At 65.7% G+C, this 14,606-nt stretch carries 15 protein-coding genes and 1 riboswitch; of the genes, 1 reads left to right on the top strand and 14 read right to left on the bottom strand.

Annotated features, from left to right (window positions below; translation table 11 throughout):
- The 9 genes from cobC to cobO are packed head-to-tail and all read right to left on the bottom strand — an operon-like array spanning position 1 to position 8,030.
- Positions 1-567, bottom strand: coding sequence for an alpha-ribazole phosphatase family protein (gene cobC / locus FH041_RS00720; protein ID WP_027913933.1), 567 nt, complete (start codon positions 565-567; stop codon positions 1-3).
- Positions 564-1,619 (bottom strand): nicotinate-nucleotide--dimethylbenzimidazole phosphoribosyltransferase, encoded by a 1,056-nt coding sequence (gene cobT, locus FH041_RS00715; RefSeq protein ID WP_027913932.1) that lies wholly within the window; start codon positions 1,617-1,619, stop codon positions 564-566. The genes cobC and cobT overlap by 4 nt, the downstream gene beginning before the upstream one ends.
- Positions 1,616-2,137, bottom strand: a complete 522-nt coding sequence (gene cobU, locus FH041_RS00710; protein ID WP_027913931.1) for a bifunctional adenosylcobinamide kinase/adenosylcobinamide-phosphate guanylyltransferase — start codon at positions 2,135-2,137, stop codon at positions 1,616-1,618. The genes cobT and cobU overlap by 4 nt, the downstream gene beginning before the upstream one ends.
- 1 nt (position 2,138) lies before the next feature.
- Entirely contained in the window at positions 2,139-3,593 is a 1,455-nt protein-coding gene (locus FH041_RS00705; RefSeq protein ID WP_027913930.1) for a cobyric acid synthase, read from the bottom strand.
- Positions 3,590-4,582 (bottom strand): threonine-phosphate decarboxylase CobD, encoded by a 993-nt coding sequence (gene cobD, locus FH041_RS00700; protein ID WP_027913929.1) that lies wholly within the window; start codon positions 4,580-4,582, stop codon positions 3,590-3,592. The genes FH041_RS00705 and cobD overlap by 4 nt, the downstream gene beginning before the upstream one ends.
- The gene (gene cbiB, locus FH041_RS00695) at positions 4,575-5,483 is read right to left on the bottom strand and encodes an adenosylcobinamide-phosphate synthase CbiB (RefSeq protein ID WP_027913928.1); all 909 of its coding nucleotides are present in this window, start codon (positions 5,481-5,483) and stop codon (positions 4,575-4,577) included. The genes cobD and cbiB overlap by 8 nt, the downstream gene beginning before the upstream one ends.
- Entirely contained in the window at positions 5,480-6,130 is a 651-nt protein-coding gene (gene bluB / locus FH041_RS00690; protein ID WP_027913927.1) for a 5,6-dimethylbenzimidazole synthase, read from the bottom strand. The genes cbiB and bluB overlap by 4 nt, the downstream gene beginning before the upstream one ends.
- Positions 6,127-7,422, bottom strand: a complete 1,296-nt coding sequence (locus tag FH041_RS00685) for a cobyrinate a,c-diamide synthase (RefSeq protein ID WP_059183703.1) — start codon at positions 7,420-7,422, stop codon at positions 6,127-6,129. Before FH041_RS00685 ends, bluB begins: the two co-directional genes overlap by 4 nt.
- Entirely contained in the window at positions 7,419-8,030 is a 612-nt protein-coding gene (gene cobO / locus FH041_RS00680) for a cob(I)yrinic acid a,c-diamide adenosyltransferase (protein WP_027913925.1), read from the bottom strand. Before cobO ends, FH041_RS00685 begins: the two co-directional genes overlap by 4 nt.
- A 119-nt stretch (positions 8,031-8,149) precedes the next feature.
- Positions 8,150-8,371, bottom strand: a riboswitch (cobalamin riboswitch).
- Positions 8,372-8,524: 153 nt separating this feature from the next.
- Here cobO and FH041_RS00675 point away from each other — a divergent pair.
- Positions 8,525-9,841 carry a sorbosone dehydrogenase family protein gene (locus FH041_RS00675; RefSeq protein WP_088523265.1) on the top strand — a complete coding sequence of 439 codons (1,317 nt, stop codon included), beginning with the start codon at positions 8,525-8,527 and terminating at the stop codon, positions 9,839-9,841.
- A gap of 6 nt (positions 9,842-9,847) precedes the next feature.
- On the opposite strand, the gene FH041_RS00670 is transcribed toward FH041_RS00675, so the two are convergent.
- The 5 genes from FH041_RS00670 to FH041_RS00650 all read right to left on the bottom strand — a co-directional run bounded on the left by FH041_RS00670 (position 9,848) and on the right by FH041_RS00650 (position 14,344).
- The gene (locus FH041_RS00670; RefSeq protein WP_027913923.1) at positions 9,848-10,387 is read right to left on the bottom strand and encodes a C40 family peptidase; all 540 of its coding nucleotides are present in this window, start codon (positions 10,385-10,387) and stop codon (positions 9,848-9,850) included.
- 141 nt (positions 10,388-10,528) lie between these two features.
- Positions 10,529-11,167, bottom strand: a complete 639-nt coding sequence (locus FH041_RS00665; protein ID WP_028686867.1) for a C40 family peptidase — start codon at positions 11,165-11,167, stop codon at positions 10,529-10,531.
- A gap of 127 nt (positions 11,168-11,294) precedes the next feature.
- Positions 11,295-12,002, bottom strand: coding sequence for a DnaA regulatory inactivator Hda (gene hda, locus FH041_RS00660; RefSeq protein WP_027913921.1), 708 nt, complete (start codon positions 12,000-12,002; stop codon positions 11,295-11,297).
- Positions 12,003-12,161: 159 nt separating this feature from the next.
- Positions 12,162-13,265, bottom strand: coding sequence for an AI-2E family transporter (locus tag FH041_RS00655; protein WP_042139556.1), 1,104 nt, complete (start codon positions 13,263-13,265; stop codon positions 12,162-12,164).
- 11 nt (positions 13,266-13,276) lie between these two features.
- Complete coding sequence (locus FH041_RS00650; RefSeq protein ID WP_049695541.1) at positions 13,277-14,344, bottom strand: DUF2066 domain-containing protein; 1,068 nt, start codon at positions 14,342-14,344, stop codon at positions 13,277-13,279.
- Between the last annotated feature and the right edge of the window lie 262 nt (positions 14,345-14,606).

Here is a 14,606-nt window from a genome sequence, read left to right as displayed (position 1 = left end):
CTAACCCTCCTCAACCAGCTGGCCATCCTCGCCGACTTGCAAGCGCACCCGTGCGCCATGGCCGACTTCCACCTGCAACAGCTGCGCCCTGGGCAGGCCCCGGGCGCGGGCCAGCAGCAGGCGCATGACACCCCCATGGGTGACCAGCAGTACGCGCTTGCCGGCATGCTGGCGGTACAACCCCTCGATGGCTGTCAGGACGCGCTGCGCAAACGCCTGGACCGGCTCGCCATTGGGCGGCGTATAGCCATAGGGGTCAGCCCAGAACTGCCCAAGCGCCTGTGCGTCGTGTTCCATGATCTGCAACGCCGTACGCCCTTCCCAATCGCCGAAATGCAGCTCTTGCAATGCAGGCTCGCGCTGCACGGGCAGGCCCAGCCTGGCGCCCAATTCATCGGCGAATCGGCCACAGCGCTGCAACGGCGAACTGACCAATGCCTGCCAAGGCCCTGCGTCGGCCACGGCAGCGCGCATTTGGGCCCAGCCCTTTTCGGTCAGGGCGTCATCGAGGCTGCCACGCAGGCCACCTTGCTCGGTTTCCCCGTGGCGCAGCAGGTCGAGCCTCATGCCGGGCGGTCCTCCACGGCAGCCTCGGCAAAGGTCGCCATCTGCGCGTGTAGCGCGCAGGCCAGCCGCAGCAAGGGCACGGCCAGCGCGGCACCGCTGCCCTCACCCAGGCGCAGCCCCAGGGCCAACAGAGGCTCGGCCTGCAAGGCGCTCAGCACCGCCTGGTGACCAGGCTCCGCACCTTGGTGGGCGAACAACAGCCAAGCGCGGCACTGCGGGTTGAGGCGCACGGCCACCAAGGCCGCCACGGTGCAGATGAACCCGTCCACCAGCACCGCCACACCCGCCTGGGCGCATGCGAGATAAGCGCCGACCAGCGCCGCCAGCTCGAAGCCCCCCACACAGCCCAGCGCACGCAGCGGCTCATCGGCCGCCAGGCGGTGCAAGGCCAGGGCTCGCTCGATGACGTACGCCTTGTGCTGCACGCCGGCGCTGTCCAACCCGGTGCCTGGCCCGCTCAATGTGGCTGGCGGACAGGCGAGCAGTACGCTGGCCAGCGCCGCCGCTGCGGTGGTGTTACCGATGCCCATTTCGCCGCCGATGAACAGCTGTGCACCGTGGGCCGCCGCCCGCAGCGCGCTGTCACGACCTGCCTGCAGGGCGGCTTGCAGTTGTGCCTCGCTCAGGGCGGGCTGTTGGGCAAAATTAGCCGTACCGGGGCCAAGGTGCATGTGGCGAACGCCCGGCAATGCGAGCGTCGGGTCGACAGTGCCGAGGTCGACCACCTCCAGGGTGGCGTGCAGTTGGCGCGCCAGTACGCTGATGGCTGCACCCCCACCGACGAAATTGCGCAACATCTGGCCTGTCACGGCCTGAGGGTACGCCGAAACGCCCTCCTCGACCACGCCGTGGTCGCCCGCGAACAGGCTGATGGCGACGTGCTCCAGCGACGGCCGTTCGCAGCCCTGCAGGCCTGCCAACTGAATGGCGAGCGCTTCGAGCTGGCCGAGCGAACCGGCAGGCTTGGTCAATTGTTGCTGCCGCTCGCGTGCTGCGGCCATGGCCGCCTCGTCAAGGGGCTGGCAGGGCATCTGCCACCAGACAGGGTTCATGATGCAGGTCCTTTGAGCGTGAGTGGGAGGCCGGCGACCGTGAGGATCACCTGCTGGCAGCGTTCGGCCACCGCCTGATGCACGACACCGGCCAAATCGACGTAACGTCGCGTCAGCTCGCCCATGGGCACCACGCCCAGGCCGGTCTCGTTACTGACCAGGATGATGTGGCCGGGCAGGTGCTCAAGGCAGCCCAACAAGGCATCACGCTCCTCGGCCAGCCGGCGCGGGTCGTCCAGCATGAGCAGGTTGGTCAGCCATAGCGTCAGGCAGTCCACCAGCAGGCAGCGGTCAACGGCCGCTTCGGCCTTCAGTACGGCGGCCAGGGCCAAGGGTTCTTCGATCAACCCCCACTCCACTGGCCGGCGCTGGCGGTGCAGCTGCACCCGCTCATCGAGTTCGCCATCCAGCGGTTGACTGGTGGCGATATAGGTCACGGGCAGGCCGCAGGCGGCTGCCCGCTGCTCGGCCAGGCGGCTCTTGCCAGACCGGGCTCCGCCGATCACGAACGTACGCACGTCAAGGTACTCCACACAATTGGCGCAGGCGCTGGGTGTCCAGGTGCTTGTCCACCAGGTCAGCCAGGCGTTCGATGTCGCGCTCGCGCAACGCCTCGTAGTCGATCAGTTGCACGTCTTCAAGCCCAGCCCAGCGCAGCAGGGCCGCGCAGGAGGCGCTGCCCTCGAACAACCCGTGCAGGTAAGTGGCCAACACCTGGCCGTCCGTGCTGATGGCACCCTCGCAGCGACCGTCGGCCAGGCGTATAGCTGGTTGCGCCAGCGCAGGGCCAGTGGTGACACCGGCATGGATCTCGTAACCGGTCACAGGCGATGCATCCAGGTGCAAGGTCCCGGCGACGTTGCGCAACTGCTTGTCGGCTTCCAGCACCGTGGCGTAGTCCAGCAGGCCGAGCCCGGGGCTGGAGCCTGCAGCGCCTTCCAGGCCCAGCGGATCGTGCACCTCGCGCCCAAGCATCTGCAGGCCGCCGCAGATACCGATCACCTTGCCGCCATAACGCAGATGGCGTTCGATGGCCTTGTCCCAGCCGCGCGCACGCAGTTGCGCCAGGTCGCCACGGACACTCTTGGAGCCTGGCAGGATGATCAGGTCCGCTGGCGGCACCGGTTGACCGGGGCCGATGAACTGCAGGTCGACCTGCGGGTGCAGGCGCAGCGGGTCGAAGTCGGTGTGGTTGCTGATACGTGGCAGCACAGGCACGATCACCTTGAGCACACGCTGCTGCTTTTCGCCCTGGCGCCGGTCGATGCCGTCCTCGGCTTCAAGGTGCAGGTCGGTGACGTACGGCAGCACGCCGAGCACGGGTTTGCCGGTGCGCTGCTCCAGCCAGTCGAGCCCGGGTTGCAACAGGGCGATGTCGCCCCTGAAGCGGTTGATGACGAACCCTTTGACGCGCGCCTGCTCGCTGGGCGACAGCAGTTCGAGGGTACCGACCAGGTGGGCGAACACACCCCCGCGGTTGATGTCGGCGACCAGAATCACCGGGCAGTCCACAGCCTCGGCAAACCCCATGTTGGCAATGTCGCCAGCCCGCAGGTTGATCTCGGCCGGCGACCCTGCGCCCTCCACCATGACCACCGGCCAGCCCTGGCTCAGGCGCTGGTGCGAGGCCAGCACGGCCTGCATGGCGATGGCCTTGTAATCATGGTAGGCAACCGCGTTCATGCTGGTCACCGCACGGCCATGGATGATCACCTGGGCGCCGGTGTCGCTGTTGGGTTTGAGCAGCACCGGGTTCATGTCGGTGTGCGGCGCCAGGCGACAGGCTTGGGCCTGCACCGCCTGGGCCCGGCCGATCTCGCCGCCGTCGGCGGTCACGGCGCTGTTGAGGGCCATGTTCTGCGGCTTGAACGGCACCACGCCGATGCCCTGGCGCAGCAGCCAGCGGCACAGGGCAGTCACCAGGGTGCTCTTGCCGGCGTCGGAGGTGGTGCCTTGCACCATCAGGGTCGTCATGTAAGGTCCTTGCGGTAGGCACTGAGGGCTTGGGCCAATCGTCGTTCGTCCGCCTGGCTGGGCGGTAACCCGAAACGCAGGGCCGCCGGCTGCTCGAACAGGCGCACCAGCACCCCGTGTCGTGCGAGGTGATCGTGCAACCGGGCGGCATGCTCGCACCGCACGTACTGGAACAGGTCACAGCCGCCGGCGGGCGCCAGCCCTGCATGGGACAGCAAAGCCGCCAGGCGTTCGCTGGCGCCTGCACAGCGCTGGCGCTGCAGCTGCTGCGTGGCCAGGTCGGTCAGGCTGGCCTGGGCCAGCACCCGGCTGGGGCCGTTGATGGTCCACGGGCCGAGCAATTCGGCCAGGCGCTGCAGCACGCTGTGCTCTGCGGCCACGAAGCCCAGGCGCACACCGGCCAGGCCGAAGAACTTGCCGAACGAGCGCAGCACTATCAAGCCCGGGCATTCGGCACGTTTGATCACAGTGTTTGCGGGGCTGTTGTCCATGAAGGCTTCATCGACCACCAGCCAGCCGCCGCGTGCTGCCAGGCGCTGATGCCACCCCAGCAGTGTGGGCGCAGGCACGACGCGGCCGGTGGGGTTGTTCGGATTGACCAAGACCAGCACGTCGAGGTTGTCGATCGCGTCGTCGACCTGGTGCTCATCCAGCTCAAGCAACGTGTGCCCAGTCCGCTGCCAGGCATAGGGGTGCTCGGCATAACAGGGTGTCAGCACTCCGACTCGGCTCGGGCTGCGTAACAGGGGCAGGGCCTGGATGGCAGCCTGTGAGCCCGCCACGGGCAGCAGTCGCGTGGCGCCGTAGTAGCTGCACGCCGCCTGCTCAAGGCCATCGTCTGTTTCCGGCAGGCGTGCCCAGGCTTCGATAGGGATCGGCGGTATCGGGAAGGACCAGGGCGCAATGCCACTGGACAGGTCCAGCCACTGCTCGCGGGCGATGCCATATTGCCGAACCGCACGCAGCAGCCGGCCTCCATGTTCAAGCATTCAAGTAAGCTCCCAGACACAACACCAACAGCCACAGCCATACCCCACGCTGCACCAGTGTCCAGCCGCCCTCGATGGCATCGGGGCTGGCCGCAGGGCCGTCGCCCAGGCGCGGGCGGTCGTGCAGTTGGCCGTGGTACACCGCCGGCCCGCCCAACTCGACACCCAGTGCCCCTGCCCCGGCCGCCATGACCGGGCCAGCATTGGGGCTGTCCCATAGCGGCCCCTGGCGGCGCCAGCAGGCCAGCGCCAGGCGGGTTTTGCCCAGCACTGCGTAGGTGAGTGCGACCAGGCGCGCCGGCACATAGTTAAGTACGTCATCGATACGCGCCGCGCACCAGCCGAAGCGCTCGAAGCGTTCGTTTCGATAGCCCCACATGGCATCGAGGGTGTTGCTCAGTCGATAAAGCACCACCCCTGGCGCCCCGGCCACGGCAAACCAGAACAAGGCGGCGAACACGGCATCGCTGCCGTTTTCCAGCACCGACTCGGTGGCCGCCCGCGCCACCGCCGTCTCGTCCAGCTCACGGGTTTCACGGCTGACCAGATACCCCACTCGCCGCCGTGCTTCTTCCAGATCGCCCTGGCGCAAGGCCGTGGCCACCGGCAGCACATGTTCGCCCAGGCTACGCAGCCCCAGGGCGCAGTACAGCGCCAGCACATCGACCAGCCAGCCGATCACCGGCAGCCAGGAGAGCATGAGGGCCAGCAAGGTCAGCGGCACCACGGCCAGGAACCAGGCGCTCACGCCATGACTGCGCCAACCGCGCCCGCCGGCATTGAAGCGCCGCTCCAGGCTGCTGGCCATGTTGCCGAAAGCAACCAGCGGGTGGCGCCGCCGCGGCTCACCGAGCAACGCATCCAGGGCCACACCGGCCACGCTCAGCAACGCCACGCTCATGCGCCTTCTCCCCACCGGTTTTCAAACAGCATCTCGTGCAACGGTCGTTCTTCGGCCCAGCTCTGCATGACCAGCATGGGCGCAGGATAGAATGCCGCCACCGGCCCCAGGCACAGCACGGCCACGGGTTTGGCGCCGCTGGGCATGCCAAGCAACGCTGCCAGCGCCTGGGGATCGAACAGCGATACCCAGCCCATGCCCAGCCCTTCGGCACGGGCGGCCAGCCACAGGTTCTGGATCGCGCAGGCGAGCGAGGCCAGGTCCATTTCAGGCAGGGTGCGGCGCCCGAAAATGTGAGGCTCACGGTTGTCCATCAAGGCGGCGACCCACAGTTCGGCGCAATCGTTGATGCCCTCTACCTTGAGCTTCATGAATTCGTCCGAGCGCTCGCCCAGCGCTTGTGCAGTCAACGCCCGCTCGGCCTCCACCAGGGCCTGAATGCGCCCACGCAGGGCCCGCTCGGTGATGCGGATGAACCGCCATGGCTGCATCAAGCCCACGCTCGGTGCCTGGTGGGCTGCGCTGAGTAACCGTGTCATGACCTGCGGCGCCACCTCCCCTTGAGCGAAATGGCGCATGTCGCGCCGCTCGCCGATGGCGCGATAGACCGCGGCACGCTCCTGGTCGCTGAACGCATGCTCGTTCATGGGCAGAGCAGCGCTGCGGCTGCCTCCGGGTTGGAGGGGAAGTAGAAGTGCACGTAGGACGCGGTCAGGCGGCCCAAGCGATAGACCGCTTCGTTGCCGCGCCCACCGTTGGGGCTCAACCCACGTGCCAGCGGCTCGAGCGCGGTGCTGGTCAAGGAGTGGTGGTAGGTATGGCCGCGCAGTATGCCCTCGGGCAGTTCGACCGCCTGCAGAGCCAGGGCCGCCAGGCGCTTTTGCATGGTCGCCTCCCCCGGCAGCAACCCAAGCAACTCGACCCTGTCCCCGGCCACGTCGGTCAGCGCGTCGAGCAGATACAGCATGCCGCCGCATTCGGCGAGCAACGGCTTGCCCTGGGCATGATGGGCGCGGATGGCCTGGCACATCGAGGTGTTGCGCGCCAAGGCATGATGGTGCAGCTCGGGGTAACCGCCGGGCAGGTACAGGCTGTCCACTGGGGGCAATTCGACGTCATGCAGGGGGGAGAAGAACTGCACCTGTGCGCCTAGACGGCGCAACAGGTCCAGGTTAGCGCCATAGAGGAAGGCAAAGGCTTCGTCGCGGGCCACACCGATACGTACGCCCGCCAAGGTGGCCTGGGCGGGTAACGGATCGGCCGGTTCGAAGGTGACCGCCGGTGGCAAGGCGGCATCGCAACTGGCGCCCAATGCCTGGGCGGCAGCGTCCAGGCGTGCGTCCAGGTCGTTCAACTCGCTGGCCTGCACCAACCCCAGGTGACGGCTGGGCAGTTCGATGCCGCGCTCGCGGGACAAGCCGCCATACCAACGCAGGCCCTCGGTGAGGCTGCCTTCGAGCAGTTGCGCATGACGCAGGCTGCCCACCCGGTTGGCCAGCACCCCGGCGAACGGCAGATCCGGCTGATAACGCGCCAGGCCCAGGGCCAGCGCGCCAAAGGTCTGGGCCATGGCCGTACCGTCGATAACCGCCAGCACCGGTACGCCGAAGTGACGTGCCAGGTCGGCGCTCGAAGGGGTGCCGTCGAACAGCCCCATCACCCCTTCGATGAGGATCAGGTCGGCTTCACCTGCCGCCTCCCAGAGCAGCCGGCGGCTTTCCTCGGCACCGATCATCCACAGGTCCAACTGGCAGACGGGGGCACCGCTGGCGCGTTCGAGAATCATGGGGTCGAGAAAGTCAGGCCCGCATTTGAACACCCGCACCTTGCGGCCCAGATTGCGGTGCAGGCGCGCCAGCGCGGCAGTGACCGTGGTCTTGCCTTGGCCAGAAGCCGGCGCGGCAATCAGGACGGCGGGGCAATGGCGGGCCTGGCTCACAGCTCGACGCCCTTCTGGGCACGGATACCGGCCTGGAAGGCGTGCTTGAGCATGCCCATTTCGGTCACGGTGTCGGCCAGCTCGACCATTTCCGGCTTGGCCGCGCGACCGGTGACGATGACGTGCTGCATGGGGGGGCGAGCCTGGATGTCCGATAGCACCTGGTCCAGATCAAGGTAGCCGTGCTTGAGCGCAATGTTGAGCTCGTCTAGCACCACGAACTGCACCGCAGGATCCTGCAGCAGTTGCCTGGAGACGGCCCATGCCGCTTCTGCCGCCGCAATGTCACGCTGGCGGTCCTGAGTTTCCCAGGTGAAACCCTCGCCCATCACGTGATAGCGCACCTGTTCGGGAAAGCGCCTGAAGAACAGCTCTTCGCCGGTACTGTTGCGGCCCTTGATGAACTGCACCACCCCGCACTGCATGCCGTGGCCCAGGGCCCGGGCCAGCATGCCGAAGGCCGAGCTGCTCTTGCCTTTGCCATTGCCGGTGAGCACCAGCAGCAGGCCGCATTCGTTGGGGGAATTGGCAATGCGTTCGTCGATGACCGCTTTCTTGCGCTGCATCCGTGCCAGATGGCGTTCGTCGCGCTCGGTGGCGTCGCTCATGGGAGGTTCTCCGCTGGCTGACACCACGATCGAGCGCCGTGTCAGGGAATGGGCAGGCAAACGGAGCGCGCGCAGGGGCATTGGCCAAGGCCAGTGGTCACCGCGCATCACCCTCCGTGATGCCGTTGGCAGTATCAGGCCGGTCTCCGGGCTCGTGAGCGGGCCGCTGGCCCTGACCTGCGCGCCTTCCCGGGTATGGTCACCCAGTGGCCCTGCGCGGCCGTCACTCACTTACCGTTGCGGGGGCAGCGCCGGAATCGCACCCTGTGGGCACTCACCGACTTCCCAGTTTCACCCTGGCCAGACGTTGCTGGCGGGGCACCTGAAACACGCGCGAAGGTTAGAGGGTTGCACCCGGAGCGTCAATCGACGCGGCTCGCCTGGCGGCGCAGGAGGGATGGCCGAGCCACCCGCGTCAGCCCCGCCGCCTGTGCGACTGAACCCGCCGCGTTCCACAGCCTCTGAATCAATAGAACCTGCCGAGGACGTCGACCATGAACCGCGTGGCACTGCCTGTTGCACTTCTTGTAAGCCTGGGCTTGGGTGGCTGCGGCGAAACGGCGCGCCTGACAGTGGCCGACGGCACCGGTCCTGCGCCGCAGTTGCCCTCCCCCGCCAAGACCCTGCTCCCCACCGTGAACATCGCGCCAGCCGTCGGCTGGCCCGCCGGGCGCATGCCTCAGGCTGCACCCGGGTTACAGGTGTCGCGCTTTGCCGGTGACCTCGACCATCCGCGCTGGCTGTACGTGCTACCCAATGGCGACGTGCTGGTGGCAGAAACCAACGCACCTGCCAAGCCCGAAGACGCCAAGGGTATCCGCGGATGGGCCATGAAGCGGGTCATGGCACGCGCGGGGGCTGCCGTGCCCAGCCCTGATCGCATTACCCTGTTGCGCGACGCTGACCAGGATGGCGTTGCGGAAATCCGCCATACCTTTGCCGACGGGCTGAACTCGCCCTTTGGGATGGCGCTGGTGGGCAATGATTTTTACATAGCCGATACGGACAAGCTGCTGCGTTTTCACTACCAGCCCGGGGCACGCCAGGTAACCGGCCCGGCAGAAGTAGTTACCCTGCTGCCAGCCGGCCCGTTGAATCACCACTGGACCAAGAATGTCATCGCAAGCCCTGATGGGCAGCGCCTCTACGTCACCGTGGGCTCAAACAGCAACGTGGGTGAAAACGGACTCGACCAGGAGCAGGGTCGCGCCGCAATCTGGGAGATCGACCCCAGCACCGGCAAGCACCGCCTGTTCGCCACCGGCCTGCGCAACCCTAACGGGCTCGCCTGGGAGCCTAACAGTGGCGCACTGTGGACGGCGGTCAACGAGCGTGACGAAATCGGCAGCGATCTGGTACCGGACTACATTACCTCGGTACACGCGGGTGGATTCTATGGGTGGCCCTACAGCTACTACGGCCAGCACGTGGATGAGCGCGTGCAGCCCCAGGACCCCGCCAAGGTCGCCCGAGCACGGGTACCCGACTATGCCGTTGGACCGCATACTGCTTCACTGGGATTGGCCTTCGCCGGGCCGGATGTGCTACCTGCTCGTTTTGGAGCAGGCGCATTGATTGGCCAGCATGGGTCCTGGAACCGCAAGCCCCACAGCGGCTACAAGGTGATATTCGTACCCTTCGACGCCTCAGGCAAACCGTCGGGCCGGCCCATGGACGTGCTCGACGGTTTTCTGGATGAAGGCGGCCAAGCCATGGGCCGCCCGGTGGGGGTTGCCCTGGAGGGTCGCGGGGCCGTGCTGGTCGCGGACGATGTGGGCAATGCCATCTGGCGCGTCAGCAAAGCTCGGTAACCCGTCTCAGGGGTTCTGTGCCAGGTGCCCCTGAGGGATGACCCGCTTGGCCTGCAGGTAGGCCTTGGCCCAGTAGCTGTTGGACAAATAGTCCAAACGCACCGTACCGCCAGTGCGAGGCGCATGCACGAAGCGCCCGTCCCCTACATAAATGCCGGCATGGCTCACCTGCGAGCCGCCACTGGTCGCGAAAAACACCAGATCACCCGACTGCAAGGATTTCACATCCACGGTAGGCGCACGCATGCCGATCATCTCGCGCGTGGAGCGCGGCAGGCTGATGCCGGCGGCATCGCGGTAGACGTACTTGATCAGACCACTGCAGTCGAAACCTGAATCGGGCGTATTGCCGCCCCAGCGGTAGGGCGTGCCAACCAGACCAATGGCGCGAATCAGTACGTCATCGGCAGTGGGCGAGAAGCTGGGTTGGCTGTAGGTAACCTGGGGCTGCACAACCCGCACAGGGGCAGGCGCCTGAGGTTGGCTGGAGCAGGCCGCCAATAAGGCTGCCAGGGAAATGAAAGCGAAGCGCGCCATCGTTGTCATGGCCAAAACATCCTGTATGGGAACGCTGGGCCGCAGCGGGATAGAGTTGAGAAATTAGATTAGACGCTTTCTGTAAATACGCACGGCGTCGAGCTTTTTTGCAAAGCAGCGACGCCGTGGTTAGGACACATCAGATTGCCATTAGTTGCGCGCGATATGCGTCGGCGCCATGGCCAAGGCACGTTTGGCCTCGAGGAAGGTCTTGCTCCAGTAACGGTCACCGAGGCTATCGATGCGCACGCCCCCGCTACGGCGGCTGCTGGAGTGAATGAACTGGTTGTCGCCCAGGTAGATGCCAGCATGACTGACACGACCACGGCCGTTGGTGCTGAAGAACAGCAGATCGCCAGGCTTGAGTTTGTTGCGTGCCACCTTCGGCGCATCGACGTTGATCATCTCGCGGGTAGAGCGCGGCAAGGTCATGCCTGCCTCTTCGCGGAACAGGTAGCCGATGAAGCCGCTGCAATCGAAGCCGGACTGCTCCGAGGTACCACCGAAGCGATAGCGGGTGCCGATCAACGACATGCCGCGCTCCAGAATGCTGTCGGCCAGCACTGGCAGCTGATAGGGCTTGCTGCTGGAGAAGACCTCCAGTTCATCGTCAGTAGCCACTTCCTGGGGTTCGCCAAACACTGGCGAAGACGAGGCCTTGGCCTTGATCGCCGGCTGTACGGCGACCGGGGTGTGATCCTGGGGCTGGGATACCGGGCCTTGGGCCGCGCAGCCAAAAAGCAGGGTCACGAGTGCGAGTGGCACGAGGGGTGCGAAGCGCTTGAGCATGGGCACAACCGTGTCTGTAATCCTTTAGTGGGGTGGAACTATGCCCACTATAAGTTCCATTTGCAAATTTTATCGAAAAAGATGTGACTTTTCCGTGGGATGGCTCTGGCCCTGTGTTTTCAGGGGGTCACCAGCCCAGGGTTTCCTTGAGGAAAGGAATGGTGAGTTTGCGCTGGGCTTGCAGAGATGCCTGATCGAGCCGTTCCAGCAGATCGAACAGCGCACTCATGCTGCGCGCGCCGCGGGTAAGGATGAAGTGACCCACTTCGTCGGTCAGGTGCAGGCCGCGCCTGGATGCCCGCAATTGCAAGGCACGTAGCTTGTCTTCGTCGGACAGCCCGCGCATCTGGAACACCAGGGCAAGGGTGAGGCGGGATTTCAGGTCAGGCAGCTTCACCGGCAATTCCCGCGGGGAAGCGGATGCTGCCAGCAGCAGCCGACGGCCACTGTCGCGCAAGCGATTGAACAGGTGGAACATGGCCTCCTCCCAGTCCGGCTTGCCGGCGATGACGTGCAGGTCATCGATGCACACCAGTTCGTACTGGGCCAGGTAGTCTAGAAGACCGGTACCGCGTTCGAGCAGCTGCGCCAAGGGCAGGTAGACGGCAGGCTCGCCCCGTTGCTGGAAGCGATGGGTGGCTGCTTGCAGCAGATGCGTGCGGCCCACGCCTTGTTTGCCCCACAGGTAGATGAGGCTCTCGGTCCAGCCGGCGTCGGCTTCGCAAAGCCGCTCGACATACCCCAACGCAGCGGCATTGGCGCCCGGATAGTAGTTGATGAAGGTGGCGTCGTCGCGCAGGCGCACACCCAGGGGCAACTGGATCGGTGGTTTCATGCTCGCGGGCGGTCGACAGGACCGCAGGGGGCCTTTTGTGGACAATCTGCAAAGTCTATACCTGCCAAGCGGGGTGCACAATGACGCCGCTGCAGAGTCCAAGCAAAATCAATGGGTTGCACTCTCCCAGCGCCAACCCGAGACTCACCTGCCGCCCTGTCACGGCTGATCGGGTGCGGGGGGATCGAGGGGGACTGGGACTGGAGCATCCCCTGCATACATGTCCGACTCCTTGTACAAGCCGTGCACGTGGCGCAGCAGCACCATGATGACCGCCGCCACCGGCAACGCGAGCAGCACGCCCGTGAAACCGAACAGCTCACCGCCGGCCAGGATGGCGAAGATCACCGCCACAGGGTGCAAACCGATCCGGTCGCCTACCAGTAGCGGTGTCAGCACCATGCCCTCGAGTGCCTGACCGACCATGAAGACCGCAACGATGCCGAGCATGGGATACAGATCGCCACCGAACTGAAACAGTCCTGCCACCAGCGCCGCGCCGATGCCAATGATGAAGCCCATGTAGGGGACGATGGCCGCCAGACCGGCCAGCATGCCGATCAACAACCCCAGTTCAAGCCCGACCAGCATCAAGCCTGCCGAGTAGATGATGCCCAACGCGACCATCACCAGCAGTTGCCCACGCACGAACGCACCCAGCACCTCGTGGCACTCGCTGGCCAGCTCGACGACTTTCGGCTCGCTCTGCCGCGGCAACAAGCTGCGCAACTTGGCCATCATCAAGTCCCAGTCACGCAACAGGTAGAACCCCACCACGGGGATCAGCACCATGTTGGCCACCCAGGCCATCAACGCCAGGCTGGAGGCCGTTGCCTGGGACAAGAGCATGCTGACGATATCGGTGGTCTGCCCCATGTGAGCGCCGATGGCCGCCTTGATCTTGTCGAATTTCCAGAACCCGTCGGCAAGGCCCAGGCGCCCCTGCACCCAAGGCAAGGCGACGTGTTCGAGCCAGTCAAGCACTTGCGGCGCCAGCGCATACAGGCGCACCAACTGCTTGGCCAGCATGGGGATGAGCACGAGCAACAGTGCAAGCATCAGCAACGTGAACAGCCCGAACACCACCACTACGCCCCAGGTCCGTGACAACCCCAGGCGCTCCAGGCGATCGACCAGCGGGTCGGCCAGATACGCCAGCAGAATGCCGACCAGAAAAGGTGTGAGAATGTTGTGCAGGCTATAAAGCAGGGCGATGACGATCAATGCCACGCCCAGCCAGATCCAACGACGCATGTCAGTCATGAACGACCCTCTTACCAACCAAAGCGCAAGCCATCGAACGTTTCGGCACCAGCCGCAGGCGACACTGGTGGCTCGTCTGGGGATGTACCCACTGGCCCAGGGGTCACCTGCGGCGCAGGTATCTGCTCGGCCGGGACTTCCCTGAGCTTGGCCAATGCCAGCTGAGCCCGTAGTTGTTCGCGGCTGGCGGTGACCGAATAGGTCAGCACGTCGCCGTCGACCCGCTTCAACTGCGCGCCGTAGGACTCCAGAACCCGGGCCAGCTCAGCGTAGCGCGGCAGGTTCATGCCCTGGACCTGCATCTGCACTTGGCCACCGGCCCCGGGTCGCGTCACGTAACGCGGTGCCAGCCGCGTACTCACCGCAAGCATCACGGCGTCGGCCAGCGCTGCCGGGTCCGCTCCTTCGGCGCTGCCCTGCTCGCGCTCACCGCCCAGCCACAATTGCCATTTACCTTGCCATTTGCCGTCGACCTGCTGGGCGTGCACAGCCAGCAGAGCATCGGCGCCGTAGCGCTGGGAGACTTCACGCAGCGGCCCCGGGTCCTTGGCGTCGATATGCTTGGCATCGGCCACCAATTGCTCTTGCAGATCGGCCAGAGGCAGGCGCAGCGGCAAGCCCCGGTGACGGGCCGCGCGCCGCAACGGCTGGGCGCTGGGCTGGCCGTCCCCTACCAAGCTGGTGCCGTCAACGCTCTCGACGAGCCACCAACCCAGAATCGACGGGCGATTGCTGCCCCACAGACTAAGGCCCGCCTTGCGCAGGGCACGTTCGGTGCTACCGGGGTCGAACTCGACCCGCACGGTTTCGGGCGGGCCAGCGTCGCTGCCCACCTGGTTGACGATCGGTTGCGGGTCCTTGCGCAGTGCGGCCAGCGCCGGGCTCTGCACGGCCTTGGAGTCGCCGGTCAGGCGCAGCACCAAGGTGTCGAAGGCCTGGCTGGTCGCCGCCGCACGCGCCTCGGCGCCCTGCCCGGCCACTGGCTCGCGTACCTGATAGAGGCCGGAGACGTTTTCGGCCTGGGCCGCGCCTGCGATCAACGCCAGACATCCCATGACCCAAGTAGTGAAGAAGCGCATCGTTGTGTCCTTGTGATCTGGAACGGCGAGTTTCAAGCTTCAGCGCTCACACCTCAAGCGGCACGGTTAAAGGTAGCACCGGCAAGGCCAGGCTTCTGGCGATCTTGCAGGGGCAAGGGCCCTAAATTCACCTGCCCGTCGGCCGGAGGATGGCCGCTGCCCGGCAACCCTGATAAAATCGCGCGCCTTCACAGACCACTGATGTCACGGTTAGCCGCTGCATGGCTGCCGGCCCTTGCCGTCAGGGTCGTTTTTACGAATC

Origin of the sequence: Pseudomonas sp. SWI7, assembly GCF_006351945.1 — a bacterium.
Lineage (GTDB): Bacteria > Pseudomonadota > Gammaproteobacteria > Pseudomonadales > Pseudomonadaceae > Aquipseudomonas > Aquipseudomonas fulva.
Note: the sequence above shows the minus strand (reverse complement) of the source record. Positions and strands in the feature narration are given on the sequence as shown.

Bases quoted from the DNA above. Each gene is read 5' to 3' on its own strand.
- FH041_RS00655 (WP_042139556.1), bottom strand. From the start codon at position 13,265: ATGACTGACATGCGTCGTTGGATCTGGCTGGGCGTGGCATTGATCGTC.
- cobO (WP_027913925.1), bottom strand. From the start codon at position 8,030: ATGAGCGACGCCACCGAGCGCGACGAACGCCATCTGGCACGGATGCAG.
- FH041_RS00670 (WP_027913923.1), bottom strand. From the start codon at position 10,387: ATGACAACGATGGCGCGCTTCGCTTTCATTTCCCTGGCAGCCTTATTG.
- cobT (WP_027913932.1), bottom strand. From the start codon at position 1,619: ATGAACCCTGTCTGGTGGCAGATGCCCTGCCAGCCCCTTGACGAGGCG.
- cbiB (WP_027913928.1), bottom strand. From the start codon at position 5,483: ATGAGCGTGGCGTTGCTGAGCGTGGCCGGTGTGGCCCTGGATGCGTTG.
- hda (WP_027913921.1), bottom strand. From the start codon at position 12,002: ATGAAACCACCGATCCAGTTGCCCCTGGGTGTGCGCCTGCGCGACGAC.
- FH041_RS00650 (WP_049695541.1), bottom strand. From the start codon at position 14,344: ATGCGCTTCTTCACTACTTGGGTCATGGGATGTCTGGCGTTGATCGCA.
- FH041_RS00705 (WP_027913930.1), bottom strand. From the start codon at position 3,593: ATGACGACCCTGATGGTGCAAGGCACCACCTCCGACGCCGGCAAGAGC.
- bluB (WP_027913927.1), bottom strand. From the start codon at position 6,130: ATGAACGAGCATGCGTTCAGCGACCAGGAGCGTGCCGCGGTCTATCGC.
- cobC (WP_027913933.1), bottom strand. From the start codon at position 567: ATGAGGCTCGACCTGCTGCGCCACGGGGAAACCGAGCAAGGTGGCCTG.
- FH041_RS00675 (WP_088523265.1), top strand. From the start codon at position 8,525: ATGAACCGCGTGGCACTGCCTGTTGCACTTCTTGTAAGCCTGGGCTTG.
- cobD (WP_027913929.1), bottom strand. From the start codon at position 4,582: ATGCTTGAACATGGAGGCCGGCTGCTGCGTGCGGTTCGGCAATATGGC.
- FH041_RS00665 (WP_028686867.1), bottom strand. From the start codon at position 11,167: ATGCTCAAGCGCTTCGCACCCCTCGTGCCACTCGCACTCGTGACCCTG.